The sequence below is a fragment of the Staphylococcus sp. acrmy genome (assembly GCF_022690565.1).
In the GTDB taxonomy this organism is placed as follows: domain Bacteria; phylum Bacillota; class Bacilli; order Staphylococcales; family Staphylococcaceae; genus Staphylococcus; species Staphylococcus caledonicus.
Genome location: NZ_JALCVE010000004.1, coordinates 193,401 through 217,091 on the forward strand (window position 1 = coordinate 193,401; position 23,691 = coordinate 217,091).

Below are 23,691 nucleotides of genomic sequence, written 5' to 3' on the forward strand. Positions count from 1 at the left end.
TTTTTTAAGTTTGTTATTGTTACAGGTCACTGAGCGAAACAGTTTAAAATTAAGTCGACGTAATTAAGGAGGATTTTTGCAAATGATAGAAATTGAAAAACCTAGAATTGAGACAATTGAAATTAGTGAAGATGCTAAATTCGGTAAGTTCGTTGTTGAACCACTTGAGCGTGGCTACGGTACTACACTAGGAAACTCCTTACGTCGTATCCTACTATCTTCATTACCAGGTGCAGCCGTTAAGTACATTGAAATCGAAGGTGTTTTACACGAATTCTCAGCTATAGATAACGTTGTTGAAGATGTTTCTACAATTATTATGAACATCAAAAAATTAGCGCTTAAAATCTATTCTGAAGAAGATAAAATATTAGAAATCGATGTTCGAGATGAAGGCGAAGTAACTGCAAGTGACATTACTCATGATAGTGATGTTGAAGTTCTAAATCCAGAACTTAAAATCGCAACAGTGTCTAAAGGTGGACATTTAAAAATTCGTCTAGTTGCTAATAAGGGTAGAGGTTACGCACTAGCAGAACAAAATAATACTAGTGATTTACCAATTGGTGTAATTCCTGTTGATTCATTATATTCACCTGTAGAACGTGTCAACTATACAGTTGAAAATACACGTGTAGGTCAAAGTAGTGATTTTGATAAATTAACTTTAGATGTTTGGACTAATGGTTCAATTACTCCACAAGAGTCTGTATCATTAGCTGCTAAAATCATAACTGAACATTTAAATATTTTCGTAGGTCTTACTGATGAAGCACAAAATGCTGAAATCATGATTGAAAAAGAAGAAGACCAAAAAGAAAAAGTACTTGAAATGTCTATTGAAGAATTAGACTTATCAGTACGTTCATACAACTGTTTAAAACGCGCAGGAATCAATTCTGTTCAAGAATTAGCTGATAAATCTGAAGCTGATATGATGAAAGTGCGTAATTTAGGTCGTAAATCTCTTGAAGAAGTTAAATATAAATTAGAAGATTTAGGATTAGGTTTAAGAAAAGAAGATTAATAAGTTAAAGGAGGTCAACTCATGGGTTACAGAAAATTAGGTCGTACTTCTGATCAACGTAAAGCTATGTTACGTGACTTAGCTACTTCACTTATCGTTAGTGAACGCATTGAAACTACAGAAGCTCGTGCGAAAGAAGTTCGTAGTGTTGTTGAGAAATTAATCACTTTAGGTAAAAAAGGAGATTTAGCTTCTCGCCGTAATGCTGCTAAAACATTACGTAACGTTGAAATTTTAAATGAAGACGAAACTACACAAACTGCACTTCAAAAATTATTCGGTGAAATTGCTGAACGTTATACAGAACGTCAAGGTGGTTACACTCGTATTCTTAAAGTAGGTCCTCGTCGCGGAGACGGTGCTGAATCAGTTATCATCGAATTAGTAGATTAATTCAACTTATAAATACACTTACTACTTATATCTAAAGCAAATGAGTGCAACGATAATGTTTGCCACATACAGATATTGTCTAGCTCAGAGTGCCCCATCAATTAAATATTATCAAAAAGCGTGAACTCAACTAAAATATGATGGGGTGCGCGCTTTTTTAGTTTTAAAGTAACTTACGCGTTTAACGACTTACTTTAAAGCGGATTATAAATTTTAGGATATAAATCCTAAACCATAGGCGTAGAGAAGATTCAATGCGAATACTCTCTACGCCTCATTTTATATAAACGTTTCATATTATGTCTCTATGTATATGTACAAAGTCATTGTTTAAAGTGCAATCCTTTAACATAGATATACAGAATGTTAATTATCATGTAAAATATATAAGTAAATTATTTTAGGAGGGAACATCGTGGAGGCTAATCATTCAACTATTATAGAATTACAGAATATTGATTTTCAGTACCAAGGAGATGCAGCCTTCACGCTTGAAGATGTTTCTTTTAAAATACCTAAAAATCAATGGACCTCTATTGTTGGTCATAATGGTTCAGGCAAATCTACCATTGCGAAACTCATCGTTGGAATTGAGGCTGCTACTAAAGGGCAAATATTCTTTGATAACACGTCAATTACGCAAGACAACCTTAAAACAATTCGTAATCATATAGGTATTGTTTTTCAAAACCCTGAGAATCAGTTCGTGGGTTCGATCGTCAAATATGATGTGGCATTTGGTCTAGAAAACCACTTAGTCCCACATGAAGAAATGCAAGAAATTGTGGCTCAGTCATTAAAAGACGTAGGAATGACTGATTATGCTGAATATGAGCCACAGTCGCTCTCAGGTGGTCAGAAACAGCGTGTAGCGATTGCAGGCGTCTTAGCACTAAGTCCTTCTGTGATCATCTTAGATGAAGCGACATCGATGCTTGACCCTCAAGCTAAACAATCGTTGCTTGAATTAATACGTAAAGTGAAAAAATATAAAGATGTTACGATTATTTCTATCACGCATGACTTAACCGAAGCTATGGAAGGCGACCATATCATAGTGATGAACCAAGGGAAAGTCTTTAAAGAAGGTAAACCTGAAACGATTTTTAAAGATATTGATAGTTTGAACAATATAGGGTTAGACTTACCTTTCTCTATGAAAATGAACCAACTCTTAGGTTTTGATGACCAGTATACTACCTATGAAAGGTTGGTAGATAAACTATGACTATTACTTTTAAAGATGTTTCTTATACCTATCAAAAAGGCACGCCTTACGAATATGAAGCTTTAAAACATATCGACCTTACGTTAGAACAGGGGAAGTATTATGCGATTGTGGGACAGACTGGTAGTGGGAAGTCTACGTTAATACAACATCTGAATGGGTTATTAAAACCTACACAAGGTAGTATTGAGCATGACGATATAACAATTGTAGCTAAAACTAAAGATAAGTATATACGTGCTATGCGCCAAAATGTTGGCTTAGTATTTCAGTTTCCAGAGTCTCAATTATTCGAAGATAATATTGAAAGAGAAATTGAATTTGGGCCTAAGAACTTTGGTATGGATGTTGAGAAAGTAAAAGCGCGAGCATTGGACTTATTTTTAGAACTAGGTTTCTCTAAGAATATTATGTCATTGTCACCGTTTCAAATGTCTGGTGGTCAAATGCGTAAAATAGCTATTGTCTCAATACTTGCAATGGATCCAGATGTTATCATTTTAGATGAACCAACTGCAGGTCTAGATCCAAAAAGCCGTCAACAAGTAATGAAATTATTTAAAAAAATTCAAAAAGAACATCATAAAACCATTATCTTAGTGTCACATGATATGAACGATGTCGCTAATTATGCTGAAGAAATTATTGTTATGAAAGAAGGAAGTGTTTTAGGACAAGTTTCTCCTAAACAATTATTTAAACAGGCCAGCCAGTTAGAAGAATGGCATATTACTTTACCAGACATTGTTCAATTACAACGTGATTTTGAAAATAAATATCATACTAAGTTAAAAGATATAGCTTTAACTGAAGAGGAATTTGTAAGCATGTATCGGGAGTGGCAACATCATGAAGAATAAACTCATTATTGGTCGTTATTTACCTAATGATTCAGTCATACACAATTTAGACCCTCGTGGCAAAGTGATATTTGTGTTTCTATTTATTATTCTTATATTCTTTGCTCATTCATTTGCAACATTCGGTTGGATTCTATTACTTATTCTGTCATTCATGATGCTAGCCAAAATTAAATTTTGGTTTTTAATTAAAGGATTAACGCCAATCTTTATCTTTTTAATTTTTACCTTTTTAATGCACGTATTTTTCACGCATGGTGGAACGAGATTAGTAGAATTCGGTTTTATTAAAATAGATAGTGTTGGTATATTAGAAGGTATCTTTATTTCATTAAGATTAATCACGATAGTAATGATAGCTACGATTATGACGCTCTCAACAAGCCCTATAGACTTAACTGATGCATTTGAGAAACTTATGACCCCACTTAAATGGGTTAAAGTTCCTGTTCATCAATTAAGTATGATTATGTCAATCGCGTTAAGATTTATCCCAACATTGATGGATGAACTAGACAAAATTATCTTGGCTCAAAAGTCACGTGGTTCTGAAATTAGTTCTGGAAGTTTAATGACCCGTATTAAAGCATTTGTGCCACTTATGATTCCATTGTTTATTTCTGCTTTTCAGAGAGCAGAGGAATTAGCAATTGCGATGGAAGTTAGAGGTTATGATGCAGATACCCAAAGAACAAGTTATAGAAAGCTAGAATGGCGTTTAAATGACACAATGTGCTTATTAAGCATCATACCTATAGCTATCGTGCTATTTGTACTAAAATATATTGGAGTGTAATAGAGTGCGTATACTAGTTAATATTTCATATCAAGGTAATCAATTCCTTGGTTTTCAAATTCAACAACAAGGACGTACCATACAACAACAATTCGAGAAAATTCTGAAGCGTATGCATCGACGACATGTACGCATTCATCCATCAAGTCGTACTGATCGAGGTGTACATGCGTATGAACAATACTTTCACTTTGATACTGACTTGAACATTGCCCCTAAGCAATGGAAGTATGCAATGAATAGTGCGTTACCTGATGACATCTATGTTAACGATGTGCAAGAAGTTAGCGATGATTTTCATTGTCGCTATGATTGCGTAGGTAAAAGATACCGTTACAAAGTTTATCAATCTGAACATCGCAATCCTTTTGAAAGTGGCTTAAAGACATTTATTAAGGAAGATTTAGATTTAGATCGAATGAACCAAGCAGCGCAATACTTTATCGGCACACATGATTTTACTGGATTCTGTTCTCAGAAAACAGAAGTCGAAAGTAAGGAACGTACATTGTATCAAAGTGAGATTGTTAAAACGGCAGAAGGCTTTGATTATATAGTCACAGGCTCTGGATTTTTATATAACATGGTTCGTGTACTCGTGGCATTTTTAATTGAAGTTGGAAAAGGGAAGCGTCAACCAGAGGAAGTACAGCAACTTCTAGTAGAGAAAAATCGAGACAATGTTCCCTTTACAGCACCGGCTGAAGGACTTTATTTAGAAAATATTTATTTAGACCCAAAGGCTTTAGTTCAAGACTTTGGAAGCGATATAAAAATTCATCGTAAAAAATCATTACAAAATGACTGATTTGCATTGACAAAACCCTTGATAAAATATAACATAGTTAACGGTATTGTTTTATATCACCCCATGATAAGCCCCGGAAACTTATTATGTTACAAGATATATAAGCAGATTATACAGGAATAAAATAAATGAACATTTACGCTTTGAAATCGTAACAGAAATACCGGATTGTAGATTTCATCTGTAGGTTCGACTGCAATGAACATCTACAATCTAAGACGAAGCATTTATTTTTAGGAGGACAATTATTATGCGTCAAACATTTATGGCAAATGAATCAAACATTGAGCGCAAATGGTATGTTATTGATGCTGAAGGCCAAACATTAGGTCGTTTATCATCAGAAGTAGCATCTATCTTACGCGGTAAAAATAAAGTAACTTATACACCACACGTTGACACTGGTGACTATGTAATCATCATCAACGCTTCAAAAATCGAATTAACTGGTAAAAAAGAATCAGATAAAATTTACTATCGTCACTCAAATCACCCAGGCGGTATCAAATCAGTAACTGCTGGTGAATTAAAACGTAATAACCCAGAACGTTTACTTGAAACTTCTATCAAAGGAATGTTACCAAGCTCACGTTTAGGTGAAAAACAAGGTAAAAAATTATTTGTATACGGTGGCGCTGAACATCCACACGCTGCACAACAACCAGAAAACTACGAGTTACGTGGTTAATTAGAAGGAGGAAATTACATTGGCACAAGTTGAATATAGAGGCACAGGCCGTCGTAAAAACTCAGTAGCACGTGTACGTTTAGTACCAGGCGAAGGTAATATCACTGTTAACGAACGTGACGTACGTGACTACTTACCATTTGAATCATTAATCTTAGACTTAAACCAACCATTCGATGTTACAGAAACTAAAGGTAACTACGATGTATTAGTAAATGTACACGGTGGCGGTTTCACTGGACAAGCTCAAGCTATCCGTCATGGTATCGCTCGTGCATTATTAGAAGCTGATCCTGAATACAGAGGTTCTTTAAAACGCGCAGGTTTATTAACTCGTGACCCACGTATGAAAGAACGTAAAAAACCAGGTCTTAAAAAAGCACGTCGTTCACCACAATTCTCAAAACGTTAATATGCCACTGTTGCGAATTTATTCGCTTACAGATGGAATTTTGCAGATTGCGTCAGCAATTTGTGTTCAACTAAAAATACGTTTACAACACTTCTCGAAAATACTCGAGAGGTGTTTTTTTGTATTTTTATAGAGGTATTTAGATATCCTTTAGTTACCCGTAGAGGAACTATTTTGTTTGAAAACAGCCTATAATTCAATGATAGGAAACTGTATGAAACGATATGAAATGACCTGATTTTTCTCTTAGATTCATATGTAAAAAAGGACATATCGATAATAATATGTCCTTTTGAAGTGCCTATTTAATTTTATTTTCTTTTAGTAAATAAATGATAAGCGATTCCAAATTGATCTCTAACATAGCCATAACCATCAGTATAGAATTCTGGACTAAATTCTTTTAAAATTTCAGCATCTAATGACACTAAATGATTGTATACTTTTTTAGTTTGTTCAACATACTCAAAAGTTAGGCATAAAGATATATTGTTTCCTTTAATATATCAAGAGAGCTTGAATATAATTGATATTAAACCGAAAGCTGTAAAAAAAGTTAATTGAAAAATTAAATATGAGTATAATAAAGATGATAAACAATTGATATAATACAATTATTAATAAAAAGTGGTGGTGAAATTATGGAAAGCTATAATACAGAATATAAGGAATCTATGCCCAAAGCACAACAAATGAAAGCTGAAATAGTTTCATTTTTAAACAGTAATAATGGTGGTACGATATATTTAGGCGTGGATGATAATGGTGATCCCATCAGATATGAAAGTGAAATGCAACGAAAAACATTATACAAAGAATGGGAAGAAATATTAATGAATTGGATTGCAACGGCATTTCGTCCCGAAGTCACTGGTCTGGTCATGATTGAACCAAATGAAATTCCATTTAAAATATCAGTTAGTGCAGGGGTAAATAAACCATATTACTATACTGACGGCGATGGATTTAATTCTAAAGGAATATACATACGTACAGGAAGTTCTAAGAGAAAAGCGAGTGACGAAGAAGTTAGAAGAATGATGAATAGACATTTTGCAAATTCATTTGATGGAGAAATGAGCTCATATGATAAATTAAGGTTTAATGCCGTTCTTTCAGTATTTGAAGATTTAAGCTTGAATTTTGATGAAATATCTTTGAACTTAAGAAAAAGGGAAAATGAGTATTACAATAATGCAGGGTTGATTTTAAGTGATCAAAATCCATATATATCGAAATTGGCTGTTTTCGATGGAAATGATACTGTTACTTTTAAAGATAAGCAAAAGTTTTCAGGTTCGATTGTAAAGCAAATAGAAGAAGTTTTAAACTATTTACGTTTGATTAACAAGAATGAGATTGCTTTTGGTAGTAACGGGAGAAGAGTTGAATCATTCTCCTATCCTCAAGATGCAATTCGTGAAGCATTGATGAATGCATTTACGCATAGAGACTATACAATGACATCAGATATTAAGATAGAAATATACGATGATAGGATTGAGATTTCTTCACCAGGTTCTCTCCCAGACGGATTGACGATTGAAGATATCAAAAGAGGTGCAAATGCTAAACGTAATCCAATATTAATCAATGCTATGGATAAAATGGATTATATTGAAAACTATGGTTCAGGAATAAGAAGAATCTTCTCGTTATATAAAGGTTTTAATAAACAACCTATTTTGATAGCAACAGATAATCTGTTCACAGTAGTATTATTTAATAAGAATTATAAGTTAAATAAAATACCTACTAATCAGAAGTTGACAGAGATTGTAGAATTTCTATCAGATGGTAAGTTGGCAAGTAGACTAGAAATTCAAAAAACAATGGGACTTCAAAAAAGTTATACATCTGAGTTAATTGCGGAACTGAAGAAATTAGAGATTATCGGATCTGAAGGTAGAGGTCCAGGTACTAGATATTATTTAATTAGAGACTAATAAATTCATTAAGTGATAACCGGACGATAAACTATTAATATACATAAAAACATTGATAAATCAATAAGTTTACGACCGGACGATAACCGGACGATAATTACAAGATACAAGAGTATTAACCACCGGCCAGCAGTTTATTTAGTTACCCTTTAGTTACCTCTGAGTGATATTTGATGCAATTCTATGCAATCGAAAAATTTAGAAATCCTTTAATATCAAGGGGTACTATAGTCTATACAACTGTACGAAGACCTAAAGTTTTTTGAACGTAAAAAACCAGGTCTTAAAAAAGCACGTCGTTCACCACAATTCTCAAAACGTTAATATGCCACTGTTGCGAATTTATTCGCTTAAAGATGGAGTCTTGCAGATTGTGTCAGCAATTTGTGTTCAAACGAATATATGTTTAAAATACTTCTTGGAATTTTCCAGGAAGTGTTTTTTTATTACACAAAAATAACTAGTGGCTTCGTCGCCACTAGCTATTGATCTTTATTTATTTTTAAAGACTTCTTGAACTACATCTGTCATGTCGTCATTAATGACTAAGCTAGCATCTCTATCGTAAGGAGTGCTATCGCGATTAATGATAACTAGGTTATCGCCCGTAAAGTTTGAGATGAAACCGGCTGCAGGTTGTACTACTAGTGATGATCCTAAGACAATCACTGTGTCTGCTTTTTGAATTTTATCAAGCGCTCTAAACACGGTAGGTTGGTCTAACATTTCTCCATATAAGACAATATCAGGTCGAATGACGTCACCACATTTTTCACAATATCTTAACTCATGTTTCATCACATATGATTTAGAATACTGCTCGTTACAACTAATACAATAGAAACGATTGAGCGTACCATGAATTTCATCAACATTTTCACTACCTGCATCTTCATGTAAGCCATCAATATTTTGAGTAATGACGCCTAATGATTTGCCTTCTTTTTCTAATGCAGCAATCCATTCATGTACAACATTTGGTTTTTTATCTGCTACAAGTAAACGTTTATGATAGAAATCAATAAAACTTTCTTTGTCATCATTCAAATGATCAATACTTAATAAATATTCTGGGGAATAACCATCTTTAGAGATTTCATCAAATAGTCCTCCCATAGAACGGAAATCCGGAATACCACTTGCCACAGAAACGCCAGCTCCTGTAAAGAAGACAATGCGATTTGATTTGTCTACAATTTCTTTTAATTGTTCAATTTTATTTTCCAAAATTAACACCTCGTCAGAACGATTTAAATCTATAATTTAATCAATTGTATCTATGTTATACGTATATTTCCATTACAACATATATTGAAGCATTTTTACTAGATTTTCATATAAAATATAAGCAATTTAGGCTTGCTTTATATCATTATTTTAATAAATTATTAGAGTTCAATCGTTTAATAGTATAAAATTGATATGTGCGTAAAAATTTAGGAACTGAGATATTAAAGTTTCGAAGACATTTTCAACAAATAAATTAATGATTATAGATGAGGGGAGTGACAATTGAAGTGAATAAATATGATCGTTTGGATGAAATTATCAAACTCGTAAACCAAAAAGGCACGGTGAGGACGAATCAAATCGTTGAAGAATTAAATGTGTCCGATATGACAGTGCGACGTGATTTAGCGGAGTTAGAAGAAAAAGGTTTACTCACTAAGATACATGGAGGAGCTAGAAGTAACTCAGTATTTCAATTTAAAGAGAAATCACATCAAGAAAAACACACCCATAACATCGAAGAAAAACGACTTGTTGCTCGTAAAGCAGTGAATCTAATCGAAGAAGGAGATACTCTCTTTCTGGGACCAGGTACAACAATTGAATGTTTGGCAGAACTCATAGACTACAAATCGCTAACGATTATTACCAACTGTTTCCCAGTATTTAAAATATTATTTGAGAAAAGATCACTAGACTTTAAAGTATATCTATTAGGTGGAGAAATGAGAGAACTCACAGAATCATTTGTCGGGGAAATGGCGAATGCATTACTTAAAACGAAACATTTTAGTAAGATGTTCTTTAGCTGTAACGGAGTTAAAGAAGCTGATGTATTAACTTCAACGATTGATGAAGCGTATACCCAACAACTTGCATTAGAACGCTCTGTTGAAACTTACTTATTAATAGATGATTCGAAAATTGGCAAAGAAGACTTTACCCAACTATGTAAGTTAGACGATTTAACTGCGGTTATTATCGACAATAATGAAGAAGAGAATATGCAGAAATTAAAATTACATACAGAAGTAATATATTAAATAATAGATGAATCTCGAGATTGTTTGAAAATAAACAATTTCGAGATTTTTTTAGTTTATAAAAGTTTAATTAAACATAATATCTTATTATTTTGTTTAAAACAACTAATTATCAAACAACTTTCAAACATTTAATGTTGATTATTTGTTTGTTTATGTTTATAATTTAAGCGTAAAGATTTGAAAGCGCTTTTCCATATAAAAGAAATATATGTGAAAATCGTCCAACTAAAAAGGAGAATGACTATGACAATTATTATTGGTTCAGATGAAGCTGGCAAACGACTCAAAGATGTTGTTAAAGCCTTTTTAAAAGAAAGTAATCACGATGTACTAGACGTAACTGAAGGTAAAGAATTAGATTTTGTTGATTCAACTTTAGCTGTCGTTAATGAAGTACAAAAAAATGATGAAAACTTAGGCATCGCTATTGATGCATATGGTGCTGGTAGTTTCATGGTTGCTACAAAAGTAAAAGGTATGATTGCTGCTGAAGTTTCAGATGAACGCTCAGCATACATGACACGTGGTCATAATAATGCACGTATGATTACTATGGGTTCAGAAATCGTAGGAGACATATTAGCTAAAAATGTAACAAAAGAATTTGTGAATGGTCATTACGATGGTGGACGCCACCAAGTTCGCGTAGATATGTTAAATAAAATGTGTTAATTGGAGGAATAAATAATGAAAATTGCAATTGGTTGTGACCATATTGTTACTGACGTAAAAATGGAACTTTCTAAACATTTAAAAGAAGAAGGATATGAAGTAATAGACGTAGGAACTTACGACTTCACACGTACACACTATCCTATTTTTGGTAAAAAAGTAGGCGAAACAGTTACTAGTGGTGAAGCAGACTTAGGTGTTTGTATTTGTGGTACTGGCGTAGGTATTAGTAACGCTGCTAATAAAGTACCTGGTGTTAGAACTGCTTTAGTAAGAGATATGACTTCAGCGTTATATTCTAAAGAAGAATTAAATGCGAATGTGGTTAGCTTTGGTGGAGCAACTATCGGTAAGTTATTACTCTTCGATATTGTTGATGCATTTATTAAAGCTGAATATAAACCAACTGAAGAAAATAAAAAGTTAATCGCTAAAATCGAACATTTAGAAGCACACAATGATAAACAAGCAGATCCACATTTCTTTGATGAATTCTTAGAAAAATGGGACAAAGGTGAATATCACGACTAAGGGTGGCTCAACAATGATTCTAACATTAACTTTAAATCCGTCTATAGATATTTCTTATCAGTTAGATAATCTCAAACTAGATACGGTTAACAGAGTAACCAATACGAGTAAAACTGCCGGCGGTAAAGGTTTAAACGTTACACGTGTGCTAGCAGAGTTTGGCGAAGATGTGGTAGCTAGTGGTTTCTTAGGTGGAAAATTAGGTGAATTTATCGAGCAACAGCTAGATAACACTAATATTCAACATTCATTCTTCAAAATTGAAGGTGAAACAAGAAACTGTATAGCCGTACTACATGAAGGTCAACAAACTGAAATCTTGGAACAAGGGCCAACAATTTCAGAAGATGAAGCACATAACTTCGAAATTCATTTAAACAAGTTATTCAAAGACGTTCAAGCCATCGCTATGTCAGGTAGTTTACCAAAAGGATTAAACACAGACTATTATGCAAAGATTATTCAATTAGCGAATGATAAACACATTCCAACAGTGTTAGATAGTTCTGGTCAATCGCTCATGGATGTCTTATTAAGTGAAACAAAACCGACTGTTATTAAACCTAATATCGATGAACTTTCTCAATTACTTCAAACGAAAGTAACACCAGAAATTGAAAGTTTAAAAGAAGCGGTTAATCAACCTATTTTTGAAGGAATAGAATGGATTATCGTTTCATTAGGTGGCGATGGTGCGTTCGCTAAACATAATGAGACATATTATAAAGTGAATATTCCTAGTATTGAAGTAGTTAATCCTGTAGGCTCTGGAGATTCAACTGTAGCGGGTATTACATCAGGATTGGTACATCACGATTCTGATAAGGATTTATTAAGAAAAGCTAATACGTTTGGCATGCTTAATGCAATGGAGAGCCAAACTGGTCATATTAATGTAAATAAATTTGACGAAATTTTCCAAAAAATTGAAGTTATAGAGGTGTAAAACATGACAAGATCACAACAAAAAGTAGCATCAATAAATCAATTAAGTAATAAGGATGGCATTATTTCAGCATTAGCATTCGACCAACGTGGTGCATTAAAAAGAATGATGGCTGAACATCAAACAGAAGAGCCAACTGTAGAACAAATTGAAAAGTTAAAAGTATTAGTTTCTGAAGAACTAACTCAATATGCTTCATCAATTTTATTAGACCCTGAGTATGGTTTACCTGCTTCTGACGCACGTAATAAAGATTGTGGTTTATTACTTGCTTATGAAAAAACAGGCTATGACGTAAATACAAAAGGACGTTTACCAGACTGTTTAGTTGAGTGGTCTGCTAAACGCTTAAAAGAACAAGGCGCAAATGCGGTTAAATTCTTACTTTATTACGATGTTGATGATGCTGAAGAAATCAATGTTCAAAAACAAGCGTACATTGAAAGAATTGGTTCTGAATGTGTAGCGGAAGATATTCCATTCTTCTTAGAAGTTTTAACTTACGATGATAACATTCCTGATAATAAGAGCGCTGAATTTGCGAAAGTAAAACCTCATAAAGTAAATGAAGCGATGAAATTATTCTCTAAAGAAAGATTTAATGTTGACGTACTTAAAGTAGAAGTACCAGTTAACATGAATTTTGTAGAAGGCTTTACAGATGGTGAAGTTGTATACAGTAAAGAAGAAGCGGCACAACACTTCCGCGATCAAGATGCTGCAACACATTTACCATACATCTACTTAAGTGCTGGTGTAACAGCAAAATTATTCCAAGAAACTTTAAAATTTGCTCATGATGCTGGCGCTAAATTTAACGGTGTACTTTGTGGCCGTGCTACATGGTCTGGTGCAGTAAAAGTTTATATTGAGCAAGGTGAAGAAGCTGCACGTGATTGGTTACACCAAGAAGGCTTTAAAAATATCGATGAATTAAACAAAGTGCTTACAACTACTGCTACTTCTTGGCAGTCTAGATAAATTATAAGAGGAGGACTCTGTTATGAATAGAGAAGAAGTTCAATTACTTGGATTTGAAATTGTAGCTTATGCAGGAGATGCACGTTCTAAATTATTAGAAGCATTAACTGCTGCTAAAGATGGTGAGTTAGATAAAGCAGAACAACTTACTGAAGAAGCAAATGAATGTATTGCGAATGCGCATAAAGCGCAAACAAGCTTATTGGCAAAAGAAGCACAAGGCGATGATATTGCATACAGTGTAACAATGATGCATGGTCAAGACCATTTAATGACAACATTATTATTAAAAGACTTAATGAAGCATTTAATAGAATTATATAGAAGAGGAAGTTGACACCTATGAATAAGTTAATTGAATGGATTGAAAAAGGGAAGCCGTTCTTCGAAAAGATATCGCGTAATATTTATTTAAGAGCAATTCGTGATGGATTTATTGCAGCAATTCCAATCATCTTGTTCTCAAGTATATTTATTTTAATCACTTATGTGCCAAACGTTTTCGGATTTACATGGAGTAAAACAATGGAAGGTATATTGATGAAACCATACAATTACACGATGGGAATTGTTGGTTTGATCGTTGCCGGTACTACAGCCAAGTCGTTGACCGATTCATTCAATCGGAAGTTAGACAAAACAAACCAAATTAACTTTATTTCAACAATGATGGCTGCAATGGCTGGGTTCTTATTCTTAGCTGCTGACCCAGTTAAAGAGGGAGGATTTTTGAGTGCCTTCCTAGGAACTAAAGGTTTATTAACAGCATTCTTATCTGCATTTGTGACTGTAATCGTTTATAACTTCTTTATTAAACGTGATATTACAATCAAAATGCCTAAAGAAGTTCCACCAAATATTTCACAAGTATTTAAAGATATCTTCCCGTTATCTGCAGCAATTTTAATTTTATATGGATTAGATTTACTTTCTCATGCTTTAGTAAATACAAACGTTGCTAATGCAGTATTGAAATTATTCGAACCATTATTTACTGCAGCAGACGGTTGGATTGGTGTAACAATTATCTTTGGTGCCTTTGCGTTCTTCTGGTTCGTAGGTATCCATGGTCCATCCATCGTAGAACCAGCTATCGCAGCGATTACTTACGCTAACTTAGAAACAAACTTACACTTAATTCAAGCGGGTGAACATGCTGATAAAGTTATCACTCCAGGTACTCAAATGTTCGTTGTTACTATGAGTGGTACTGGTGCAACATTAGTCGTACCATTTATGTTCATGTGGTTAACTAAATCAAAACGTAATAAAGCAATTGGTAGAGCATCAGTTGTACAAACATTCTTCGGTGTAAACGAGCCAATTTTATTCGGTGCACCATTAGTCTTAAACCCAGTGTTCTTTATTCCGTTCATTTTAGCGCCAATCGTTAACGTATGGATTTTTAAATTCTTCGTAGACGTACTCGGTATGAATAGTTTTAGTATCTTCTTACCATGGACGACTCCAGGTCCATTAGGTATCGTGATGGGTACTGGACTCGCATTCTGGTCATTTGTATTAGCGATTGTATTAATAGTCGTCGATGTTATTATTTATTATCCATTCGTGAAAGTATATGACGAACAAATTTTAGAAGAAGAATTAGGTAACAAAGAAGCTAACACTGAATTACAAGATAAAGTATCAGCCAACTTCAATACACAAAAAGCAGATGCAATCTTAGCTTCAGCGGGTGCTAAAGAAGCAACTAATGATACTGCATCAGATGATACTAAACAACAAGAACAAGCATCAAGCAACCATATTACTGAAGAAACAAACGTCTTAGTACTTTGTGCTGGTGGTGGTACAAGTGGATTACTAGCAAATGCACTTAATAAAGCAGCATCAGAATACGATGTACCAGTTAAAGCGGCAGCAGGTGGATATGGTGCGCATATGGATATTATGAAAGATTATCACTTAATTATTTTAGCGCCACAAGTAGCTTCAAACTACGAAGATATTAAGCAAGATACAGATCGTTTAGGTATTAAATTAGCTAAAACACAAGGTGTTGAATATATTAACTTAACACGTGATGGCAAAGCAGCATTAGACTTCGTTCAACAACAATTTGAAAAATAATTTAGGAGAGAAAAGTATAATGAAAAAATTACCAGAAGATTTTATTTTCGGTGGTGCGACAGCAGCGTATCAAGCGGAAGGTGCGACTCAAAAAGATGGAAAAGGTCGTGTAGCATGGGACACTTATCTAGAAGAAAATTATTGGTATACAGCTGAACCAGCGAGTGATTTCTATAATCGATATCCTGTAGACTTAAAACTAAGTGAAGAATATGGAGTAAATGGTATCCGTATCTCTATTGCTTGGTCAAGAATTTTTCCAGATGGTTTTGGCGAAGTGAATCCAAAAGGCGTAGAATTCTATCACAATCTTTTCAAAGAGTATCATAAACGTCACGTTGAACCTTTTGTTACATTACATCACTTCGATACACCAGAAAATCTGCATAGTAATGGTGATTTCTTAAATCGTACAACAATTGATCACTTTGTAGAATATGCAAGCTTCTGTTTTGAAGAATTTTCAGAGGTTAATTATTGGACGACATTTAATGAAATTGGTCCGATTGGAGATGGACAATACTTAGTAGGTAAGTTCCCTCCTGGAATAAAATATGATTTCGCTAAAGTGTTCCAATCTCATCATAATATGATGGTAGCACATGCTAAAGCTGTAAAATTATTTAAAGATAATGGATACAGTGGTGAAATCGGTGTTGTACATGCATTACCAACTAAATATCCTTATGATCCATCAAATCCAGAAGATGTTAGAGCAGCAGAACTTGAAGATATTATTCACAATAAATTTATCTTAGATGCTACATATCTTGGTAAATATTCTCGTGAAACAATGGAAGGCGTTCAACACATTTTATCTGTTAATGGTGGAAAATTAGATATTCCAGAAGATGATTATATTATTTTAAATGCCGCTAAAGATTTAAATGATTTCTTAGGTATTAACTATTATATGAGTGACTGGATGAGAGGCTATGAGGGCGAATCTGAAATTACTCATAATGCCACTGGCGATAAAGGTGGTTCTAAGTATCAACTTAAAGGCGTAGGACAACATGAATTTGATGTAGACGTACCACGTACTGATTGGGACTGGATGATTTACCCTCAAGGTTTATATGATCAAATTATGCGTGTAGTAAAAGAGTATCCTAATTATCATAAAATTTATGTTACTGAGAATGGTCTTGGTTATAAAGACGAATTTGATGAAGAACGTAAAACAGTAGATGATGATGCACGTATTGATTATGTTAAAAAACATCTTGAAGTGATTTCAGATGCCATTCGTGATGGTGCTAATGTTAAAGGTTATTTTATTTGGTCATTAATGGACGTATTCTCATGGTCTAATGGCTATGAAAAACGTTACGGCCTATTCTATGTCGACTTTGACACTCAAGAACGCTATCCTAAGAAAAGTGCGCATTGGTATAAAGAATTAGCAGAATCTAAAGAAATTAAATAATTATTTTTAGAAGGACCTAGGACATTTATTACAAGTGTCCTAGGTTTTTTGTGTATTGGTAAAATCCGGATGGAACATAGTGCCAAAATATAATCGCTTGTATGGTTCAATTATTAATCAATACTACGTATTGTTTGGCTCGTGTTCCTGGGGGTAGGCTAAGCCATGGTCTTAGCCTACCCCTTTTCCCCTAGGAGTCTCGCCAACAATACTACGTCAGTTTTGCGTAATTTTACATTTGAATATTTAAATTAATAAAATATCTTAGTGTGATTTTTATAAAAGCAAAGAAATAGCAATTTTGTTTTATTTCACTAGAAATTACTAATTTTTTATTAGTCCAAAATATTTACTTCCAAACGTCTTTTGGTTTTTCTAGTAATCATACAATACAGATTTATCTATTTAAATTTTTCATGTTGGTCATAATACTTTTGGTTTATAATAAGAGAAAACTTAATTAATGGGGTAGCGAATTATGGTTAGTAGAAAATTATTTGGGATAATTACGATTGTATGTATCATGTTAGTGGCACTGACGGGATGTCAAAGTGCGCCCAATACTACAAAATCTCAGGCAATAAATGAGAATGATAGAATAGCTACACTATTTATGCATGGCTATGGAGGTACGGAAAACTCTGAAAAATTTATGGTTAATCAAGCGAAGAAAAAAGGAGTCACGAATACGATTGTAACTGCGAAAGTCTCTTCACTTGGCAAGATTAGTTTTAAAGGAGATATCCCTCAAAATGCGACGCATCCTATTGTAAAAATTGTATTTGAAGATAATAAAAATGGAAATGTTGATCAAAATTCGACTAATATTCGCAATGTATTATTGCAGTTGAAGACAAAATACAATATTACGAAATATAATTTTGTAGCGCACTCAATGGGAAATCTGTCATTTGCTTATTTTATGAAAAACTTTGGGGATAATAAACAATTGCCACAACTTCAAAAAGAAGTAAATATAGCCGGCACATATAACGGTATTCTTAATCTTAATGAAAAAGTAAATGAAATTAGCGTTGATAAAAATGGTAAGCCTAGCAAAATGAATGATAACTATAAAGAATTATTGGGATTAAAGAATGTTTATAAAGACAAACATATCGATGTATTAAATATTTATGGAGATTTGCAAGATGGCACTCATTCTGACGGTAGGGTTTCAATGAGCTCAGCACGTTCGCTTAAATATTTACTAGGAAATAGTCCAGCTTCATATAAAGAATCAAAATATACTGGAAAGTCAGCTCAACATAGTCAACTACATGAAAATAAAGAAGTGGCAAATGAAATAATCAACTTCTTATGGAATAAATAAACTAGCTTTTTTAAATTTATAAAAGAGTAGAACATTAAGGCATTTATGTTGTAAAAAAGGATTTATTTTTCTCTGTACTCATGGTTCTTAGTAGAAAATATGACTAATTAACAAAATTCAAGGGAGCGAAGACAAATTTTTTGGAAGCCAATTATTTTGTCTCCGCTCTTTTTTAATGGATGGCATTAGCAACTAACTTAATTAAATTTAAACGATTTTCTTCTCCAAATACGTGAGGTAATATCATAATTTCATCAACGTCATAGTCTTTTTGTAAAGTAGATAAATGTTAAGCGACATCATCTGGCAGGCCGCTAATAATACGTTTTTTATCTTTGGTAATTTTCTCTAATTCTCTTTGGCTATAGCGACGTTGTTGTGCTGTTTCAATAGAAGGATAATTTTGAGGTTGCTTTAAGTAATTAATACGCATCAACCATAAATGTAGCGCATCAAGCAAATTATCAACCATTTCTTCATGGTCAGCAGTAACTACAAATGTAGCCATAATGACATAGGCTGTTGAGCAACATTAGATGGATGATAGTCTTCAAAACGACGACGGTAGTGTTGAATGACTTTATTGAGTTGAGTGGGTGCTTGTCCCATACGGGCTACTACAAAAGGTAGACCTTTTTGTGCAGCTAACTCGGCGCTATGTTCACTCATTCCTAAAACATACATTAAGGGAGCACTTTGAATAAACGGTGTCGCAGTCAATGACATAAACCGATGAGGTGATTGAGTATCATCTGTAAAATATTTGTTTAAGTCGTCAATTTGTTGGTCTAGATCAGCTTGTTGTGTTTTAAATTCATTAAGTGCTTCGTTTACATTTTTAAAGCTAGGTGAACGACCTATTGCCATATCTATGCGATGAGGATGACGTGCTTCCATGATTTTAAATTGTTCAGCCACTTTATATGCGCTATAGTGCGGTAACATAACGCCGCCACTTCCAATACGTATAGACGAAGTTTGTTCTAATAACACCATCATTACCATTTCGGGCACACTTGAAGCGACAGAAGGAACATGATGGTGTTCAGCTACCCAATAACGCTCGTAACCTAATTGTTCTGCAGTTTGAGCAAGTTCTACACTATGATTAAAGGCTTCTTGTGCAGAGTGTCCTTCAAAGATAGGAACGTAATCTAGAAGACTTAACTTCATCGTAAATGACCTCCTTGAAAATTTATATGTAGTATCTGATTAATTGTAATTATAGGTGGAAAGCAGGTTGATTGCGATTAAATTGTTTAGGGTACTATACTTGTAGTAAATATCGAAAGGGGTTATTAATAATGAAGAATGAACAAGTGTTACTTACGCAATATCCAGAAGGTATGCCCGAAGATGATACTTTTCAATATGAAGAAACAGAATTAAAAGAACCTCAAGATAAAGAAGTCCAAGTAGAGTCTATTTATATTTCAGTAGATCCATATATGCGTGGAAGAATGTCACAAGCAGATTCGTATGTCGAACCATTTGAAATAGGTAAGCCAATAGAAAGTCATATTGTTGGTAAAATCGTTCAGTCGAAATCATCTCAATTTCAAGAAGGAGATATTGTCTTAGGACGTCTACCTTGGAAACGTGTTAATACAGTGAATGAAGAAGAAGTTGATAAAGTAGCGAGCACAGATGTACCATTACATCTTTATTTAGGCACATTAGGTTTAACAGGACAAACGGCCTATCATGGTTTACTTGATATTGGTCGCCCTCAAGAAGGAGAAACCGTTGTAGTATCAGCTGCTTCTGGTGCAGTAGGTGCAGTTGTAGGCCAAATTGCTAAACTTAAAGGTGCGAATGTAGTCGGTATCGCTGGTGGAGATAAGAAAGTGAATTATCTTACTGATGAATTAGGCTTTGACGCTGGCGTTGATTATAAGAAAGATAATTTTGCCGAAGCACTTGCGGAAGCAGTGCCTAATGGTGTAGATGTTTATTATGAAAATGTAGGCGGCGAAATTGGTGATGAAGTGTTTAAACACTTAAATCGTCATGCGCGTATCCCAGTTTGCGGAACAATTTCAAATTATAACCATCCTGAAGATGACCAAGGCCCACGTATTCAAAGTACTTTAATTAAGAAACAAGCCATGATGCGAGGTTTCCTTGTGGCCGAGTTTGCTGATGATTTTGAAAATGCCGGCAAAGACCTTGCACAATGGGTTAAAGAAGGTAAAATAAAAACAAAAGTGTCTATCGAAGAAGGTTTCGATAAATTACCACAAGCATTCCGTAACTTGTTTACTGGAGATAATTTTGGTAAACAAGTCGTTAAAGTTTCAGAGGACTAAGGTAATAATTTAGTGACAAAAATCTTAATGAGGTGAGGTTGGCTAGAAGTTGGTAGATAAGTTAAGTAAATCTATTACGGCCAATGCTTGCCTCATTTTCAAAAAGTAAAAGTTAAAGGTGGCCATAAATTATGAAAGCAATTGGATTTGAACAACCCTTTAAATTAGAAGAAGGTAATCTTTTTCAAACATATGATTTAGAACTTGAACAACCTACAAAGCGAGAATTATTGATTAATGTACAAAGTATAAGTGTTAACCCTGTAGATACGAAACAACGAATTACAGCCGTTGACAACGCTCCTAGAGTGTTAGGGTTTGACAGTGTCGGTAAAGTTGAAGCGGTAGGGCCAGAAGTTGAAATGTTTAAAGAAGGAGATATCGTATTTTATTCCGGATCTCCTAATCAATATGGCTCAAACGCGACGTCTCAACTTATTGACGAGCGTCTCGTAGCAAAAGCACTGTCTAATTTGAAAGCTGAACAAGCTGCAAGTCTTCCGCTAACAGGTTTAACTGCTTCAGAAACGTTGTTTGATGTCTTTGGTATTTCAACTCGACCTGAAGATAATGCCGGCAAAACGTTACTCATTATTAATGGTGCTGGTGGCGTTGGCAGTATCGCAACTCAAATTGCTAAAGCATATTGATTAACGGTAATCACTACTGCCTCACGTTCAGAAACAGTAGACTGGTCTAAACAAATGGGCGCCGATATTGTGCTGAATCATAAAGAAGATTTAAAACAACAGTTTGAAGCACATCACATTGAAGGCGCTGACTATGTCTTCTGCACATTCAATACGGATATGTATTATGACACGATGATTGAACTAGTGAAACCTCGTGGTCATATTGCAACGATTGTAGCTTTTCAAGAGAATCAAGATTTGAATGCCTTAAAACCAAAGAGTATCAGTTTTACGCATGAATTTATGTTTACAAGACCATTAAATCAGACGCATGATATGGTGAAACATCATGAATATTTAAAAGACATTTCTGAAAAGGTAGAACAAGGCATCTATCAACCTACCACTACTAAAATCGTTAATGGTTTAACACCGGAAAGTCTATATGAGGCACATCAATTATTAGAATCTAATACGATGATTGGTAAATTGGTCATTAACTTGGACTGAGAAAAAATTAATTAGTATTTAAATAAAGTTAACTTATTTATAAAATGGCGTTTATTATTATTCAAATAGGTAATAATATAAACATCATTTTTTTCGTAATTGGGGGATTGGCAATAAACTGCAACACAGAAAAGGAGAATTAGATGCGAAATAAATCTATTAGTGCAGTGTTTTGGACAGCGTTAACGATTTGTACTTTATTCGTACTTTACGGCGCTATATTTCCGAAACAATTAGAAACTGTTACTCAAAACATTACTTCATTTATAGCTATGAATTTCTCATGGTATTATTTGTTACTTGTATTACTTATATTCTTTGTATGTGTATATCTATTATTTTCAAGATATGCGTCAATTACGCTTGGTGAAGAGGGAGAAGATCCTGAGTTTTCTTTACCCTCATGGTTTGCGATGTTATTTAGCGCAGGTATGGGAATCGGGTTAGTCTTTTGGACAACTGCTGAACCAGTTAGTCATGCGTTTACGTTAACACCTATACATAAAGCAGGAACACAATCAGCAATTAATGATGCGTTTCAATTCGCATTCTTCCACTGGGGTGTGCATGCTTGGGCGGTATATGGAATTGTAGCGTTAGTATTTGCTTATTTCAGTTTCCATAAAAAATATCCAGGATTAGTAAGTGCTACGTTAGTTCCTATTTTTGGTGAAAAATCTATGAAAGGTCCTATTGGTGGGGCAATAGACGTGTTAGCCGTTATCGCAACGGTTACAGGGGTAGCCGCTACTTTAGGCTTCGGAGCATTACAAATTAACGAAGGGCTCAACTTCCTATTTAACGTACCGAATAACTTTGGAACACAAGTCATTCTAATCGTGATTGCTACGGCATTATTTACATGGTCAGCATGGTCTGGTATCGATAAAGGGATTAAAACATTAAGTAATATCAATATGTTATTAGCCTTTATCGTATTATTAGGATTATTTATTGTAGGTCCTACATTATATATTTTAAACACCTTTACGAACGGTCTAGGTAACTACATTTTTAATTTCTTTAATATGAGTTTACGTATTCCAATGAACGGTGGCGAGAAGTTTAAATGGCTACAAAATTGGACTATTTTCTATTGGGCATGGTGGGTATCTTGGGCACCATTCGTCGGTATCTTTATTGCCCGTGTATCAAGAGGAAGAACAATTAAAGAATTTATCTTAGGCGTATTATTTGTGCCAGCACTTGTATGCTTTTTCTTCTTCGCAGTGTTTGGCGCGTCAGCGGTGTATTTACAAGATAAAGGTATTGCAAATATAGCGAAAGAAGCAACAGAGACAGCGACGTTTGCGACCTTAGAACATTTCCCATTAGGATTTGTCTTAAGTTTAGTGACACTCGTCGTAATCATGATCTTCTTTGTTACATCAGCCGATTCAGCGACTTATGTATTAGGTATGTTAAGTTGCCGAGGTGATATTAATCCTGCTTCATTCGTAAAAGTAAGTTGGGGTATTATACTAGCACTATTTGCTATCATTATGATTTATACAGGTGGTACACAAGCCATCCAAAATCTACTTATTATAGCTGCTTTGCCATTTTCAATTGTAATTATTATGATGATTTGGTCGCTCTTTAAATCATTAGCGATAGATCATCCAAAGCATTCGAATAAGCTTACAATGGGGAAAAACGTATTACAATATAAAAGTTCAAAAGATAAAGTAGAGGAAAAATAATAATAAAATTTATGTTTCTATTGTGCTAAATTTGGGAATATTTATTTTAGAAAGTAAACTTTAATGATTTTTTAGGAATTTAATTAAATAATTTTAAATTAATGTTTTGTAAAAACATTA

General features: G+C 34.0%; 22 protein-coding genes and 3 pseudogenes. 22 read left to right on the plus strand and 3 right to left on the minus strand.

From position 1 onward, the window contains the following. Nucleotides 1–82: 82 nt before the first annotated feature. From FH144_RS06005 to rpsI (FH144_RS06040), 8 genes are all read left to right on the plus strand, one after another. Nucleotides 83–1,027 (plus strand): DNA-directed RNA polymerase subunit alpha, encoded by a 945-nt coding sequence (locus tag FH144_RS06005; protein ID WP_107506618.1) that lies wholly within the window; start codon nt 83–85, stop codon nt 1,025–1,027. Nucleotides 1,028–1,048: 21 nt separating this feature from the next. Beyond that, a complete protein-coding gene (rplQ, locus tag FH144_RS06010) occupies nt 1,049–1,420 on the plus strand; it encodes a 50S ribosomal protein L17 (RefSeq protein WP_011275144.1) in 372 nt (123 codons plus the stop codon). A 415-nt stretch (nt 1,421–1,835) separates the two neighbouring features. Next, complete coding sequence (locus FH144_RS06015) at nt 1,836–2,648, plus strand: energy-coupling factor transporter ATPase (protein ID WP_242314370.1); 813 nt, start codon at nt 1,836–1,838, stop codon at nt 2,646–2,648. Further along, the gene (locus tag FH144_RS06020; protein WP_242314372.1) at nt 2,645–3,508 is read left to right on the plus strand and encodes an energy-coupling factor transporter ATPase; all 864 of its coding nucleotides are present in this window, start codon (nt 2,645–2,647) and stop codon (nt 3,506–3,508) included. Before FH144_RS06015 ends, FH144_RS06020 begins: the two co-directional genes overlap by 4 nt. Further along, entirely contained in the window at nt 3,498–4,304 is an 807-nt protein-coding gene (locus tag FH144_RS06025) for an energy-coupling factor transporter transmembrane component T family protein (RefSeq protein ID WP_242314374.1), read from the plus strand. The genes FH144_RS06020 and FH144_RS06025 overlap by 11 nt, the downstream gene beginning before the upstream one ends. Before the next feature lie 4 nt (nt 4,305–4,308). Next, complete coding sequence (gene truA, locus FH144_RS06030; RefSeq protein ID WP_242314376.1) at nt 4,309–5,112, plus strand: tRNA pseudouridine(38-40) synthase TruA; 804 nt, start codon at nt 4,309–4,311, stop codon at nt 5,110–5,112. A gap of 250 nt (nt 5,113–5,362) precedes the next feature. Further along, nucleotides 5,363–5,800: a 50S ribosomal protein L13 gene (gene rplM / locus FH144_RS06035; RefSeq protein ID WP_070442762.1), complete on the plus strand. Its 438-nt coding sequence runs from the start codon at nt 5,363–5,365 to the stop codon at nt 5,798–5,800. Nucleotides 5,801–5,819: 19 nt separating this feature from the next. After that, on the plus strand, nt 5,820–6,212 hold the full coding sequence (gene rpsI, locus FH144_RS06040; RefSeq protein WP_216081180.1) for a 30S ribosomal protein S9: 393 nt from the start codon (nt 5,820–5,822) through the stop codon (nt 6,210–6,212). A 311-nt stretch (nt 6,213–6,523) separates the two neighbouring features. Here the strand turns inward: rpsI (FH144_RS06040) and FH144_RS12080 are convergent. After that, nucleotides 6,524–6,712: pseudogene (locus FH144_RS12080) on the minus strand (VOC family protein); the annotation flags it as partial. A 141-nt stretch (nt 6,713–6,853) separates the two neighbouring features. On the opposite strand from FH144_RS12080, the gene FH144_RS06045 reads away from it, so the two are divergent. After that, a complete protein-coding gene (locus FH144_RS06045) occupies nt 6,854–8,158 on the plus strand; it encodes an ATP-binding protein (RefSeq protein ID WP_242314378.1) in 1,305 nt (434 codons plus the stop codon). A gap of 240 nt (nt 8,159–8,398) precedes the next feature. Continuing rightward, the gene (gene rpsI, locus FH144_RS12105) at nt 8,399–8,482 is read left to right on the plus strand and encodes a 30S ribosomal protein S9 (RefSeq protein WP_458383363.1); all 84 of its coding nucleotides are present in this window, start codon (nt 8,399–8,401) and stop codon (nt 8,480–8,482) included. Nucleotides 8,483–8,650: 168 nt separating this feature from the next. On the opposite strand, the gene FH144_RS06050 is transcribed toward rpsI (FH144_RS12105), so the two are convergent. Further along, on the minus strand, nt 8,651–9,385 hold the full coding sequence (locus FH144_RS06050; RefSeq protein WP_277953139.1) for an NAD-dependent protein deacylase: 735 nt from the start codon (nt 9,383–9,385) through the stop codon (nt 8,651–8,653). Nucleotides 9,386–9,675: 290 nt separating this feature from the next. On the opposite strand from FH144_RS06050, the gene FH144_RS06055 reads away from it, so the two are divergent. The 9 genes from FH144_RS06055 (at nt 9,676) to FH144_RS06095 (ending at nt 18,417) form a co-directional block, all read left to right on the plus strand. Continuing rightward, nucleotides 9,676–10,431, plus strand: a complete 756-nt coding sequence (locus tag FH144_RS06055; RefSeq protein WP_107506613.1) for a DeoR/GlpR family DNA-binding transcription regulator — start codon at nt 9,676–9,678, stop codon at nt 10,429–10,431. A gap of 246 nt (nt 10,432–10,677) precedes the next feature. Then, nucleotides 10,678–11,106, plus strand: a complete 429-nt coding sequence (gene lacA, locus FH144_RS06060) for a galactose-6-phosphate isomerase subunit LacA (protein ID WP_242314383.1) — start codon at nt 10,678–10,680, stop codon at nt 11,104–11,106. 15 nt (nt 11,107–11,121) lie between these two features. Further along, nucleotides 11,122–11,637, plus strand: a complete 516-nt coding sequence (gene lacB / locus FH144_RS06065) for a galactose-6-phosphate isomerase subunit LacB (protein WP_242314390.1) — start codon at nt 11,122–11,124, stop codon at nt 11,635–11,637. A 13-nt stretch (nt 11,638–11,650) separates the two neighbouring features. Further along, on the plus strand, nt 11,651–12,583 hold the full coding sequence (locus FH144_RS06070) for a tagatose-6-phosphate kinase (RefSeq protein WP_107508665.1): 933 nt from the start codon (nt 11,651–11,653) through the stop codon (nt 12,581–12,583). Nucleotides 12,584–12,586: 3 nt separating this feature from the next. After that, entirely contained in the window at nt 12,587–13,564 is a 978-nt protein-coding gene (gene lacD, locus FH144_RS06075) for a tagatose-bisphosphate aldolase (RefSeq protein ID WP_242314392.1), read from the plus strand. A gap of 22 nt (nt 13,565–13,586) precedes the next feature. After that, nucleotides 13,587–13,901 carry a PTS lactose transporter subunit IIA gene (gene lacF, locus FH144_RS06080; protein ID WP_107508664.1) on the plus strand — a complete coding sequence of 105 codons (315 nt, stop codon included), beginning with the start codon at nt 13,587–13,589 and terminating at the stop codon, nt 13,899–13,901. 5 nt (nt 13,902–13,906) lie between these two features. Then, nucleotides 13,907–15,655: a lactose-specific PTS transporter subunit EIIC gene (locus FH144_RS06085; protein WP_242314395.1), complete on the plus strand. Its 1,749-nt coding sequence runs from the start codon at nt 13,907–13,909 to the stop codon at nt 15,653–15,655. A gap of 16 nt (nt 15,656–15,671) precedes the next feature. After that, nucleotides 15,672–17,084: a 6-phospho-beta-galactosidase gene (gene lacG / locus FH144_RS06090; protein ID WP_242314438.1), complete on the plus strand. Its 1,413-nt coding sequence runs from the start codon at nt 15,672–15,674 to the stop codon at nt 17,082–17,084. 478 nt (nt 17,085–17,562) lie between these two features. Then, entirely contained in the window at nt 17,563–18,417 is an 855-nt protein-coding gene (locus FH144_RS06095; RefSeq protein WP_242314397.1) for an alpha/beta hydrolase, read from the plus strand. A 172-nt stretch (nt 18,418–18,589) separates the two neighbouring features. Here the strand turns inward: FH144_RS06095 and FH144_RS06100 are convergent. Continuing rightward, nucleotides 18,590–19,590, minus strand: a pseudogene (locus FH144_RS06100) (LLM class flavin-dependent oxidoreductase). Between the two features lie 131 nt (nt 19,591–19,721). On the opposite strand from FH144_RS06100, the gene FH144_RS06105 reads away from it, so the two are divergent. From FH144_RS06105 to FH144_RS06115, 3 genes and pseudogenes are all read left to right on the plus strand, one after another. After that, complete coding sequence (locus FH144_RS06105; protein ID WP_107508388.1) at nt 19,722–20,726, plus strand: NADP-dependent oxidoreductase; 1,005 nt, start codon at nt 19,722–19,724, stop codon at nt 20,724–20,726. A gap of 131 nt (nt 20,727–20,857) precedes the next feature. Then, nucleotides 20,858–21,868 (plus strand): annotated as a pseudogene (locus FH144_RS06110) (zinc-binding alcohol dehydrogenase family protein). Between the two features lie 143 nt (nt 21,869–22,011). Next, nucleotides 22,012–23,571 (plus strand): BCCT family transporter, encoded by a 1,560-nt coding sequence (locus FH144_RS06115; RefSeq protein ID WP_242314399.1) that lies wholly within the window; start codon nt 22,012–22,014, stop codon nt 23,569–23,571. Nucleotides 23,572–23,691: the final 120 nt, after the last annotated feature.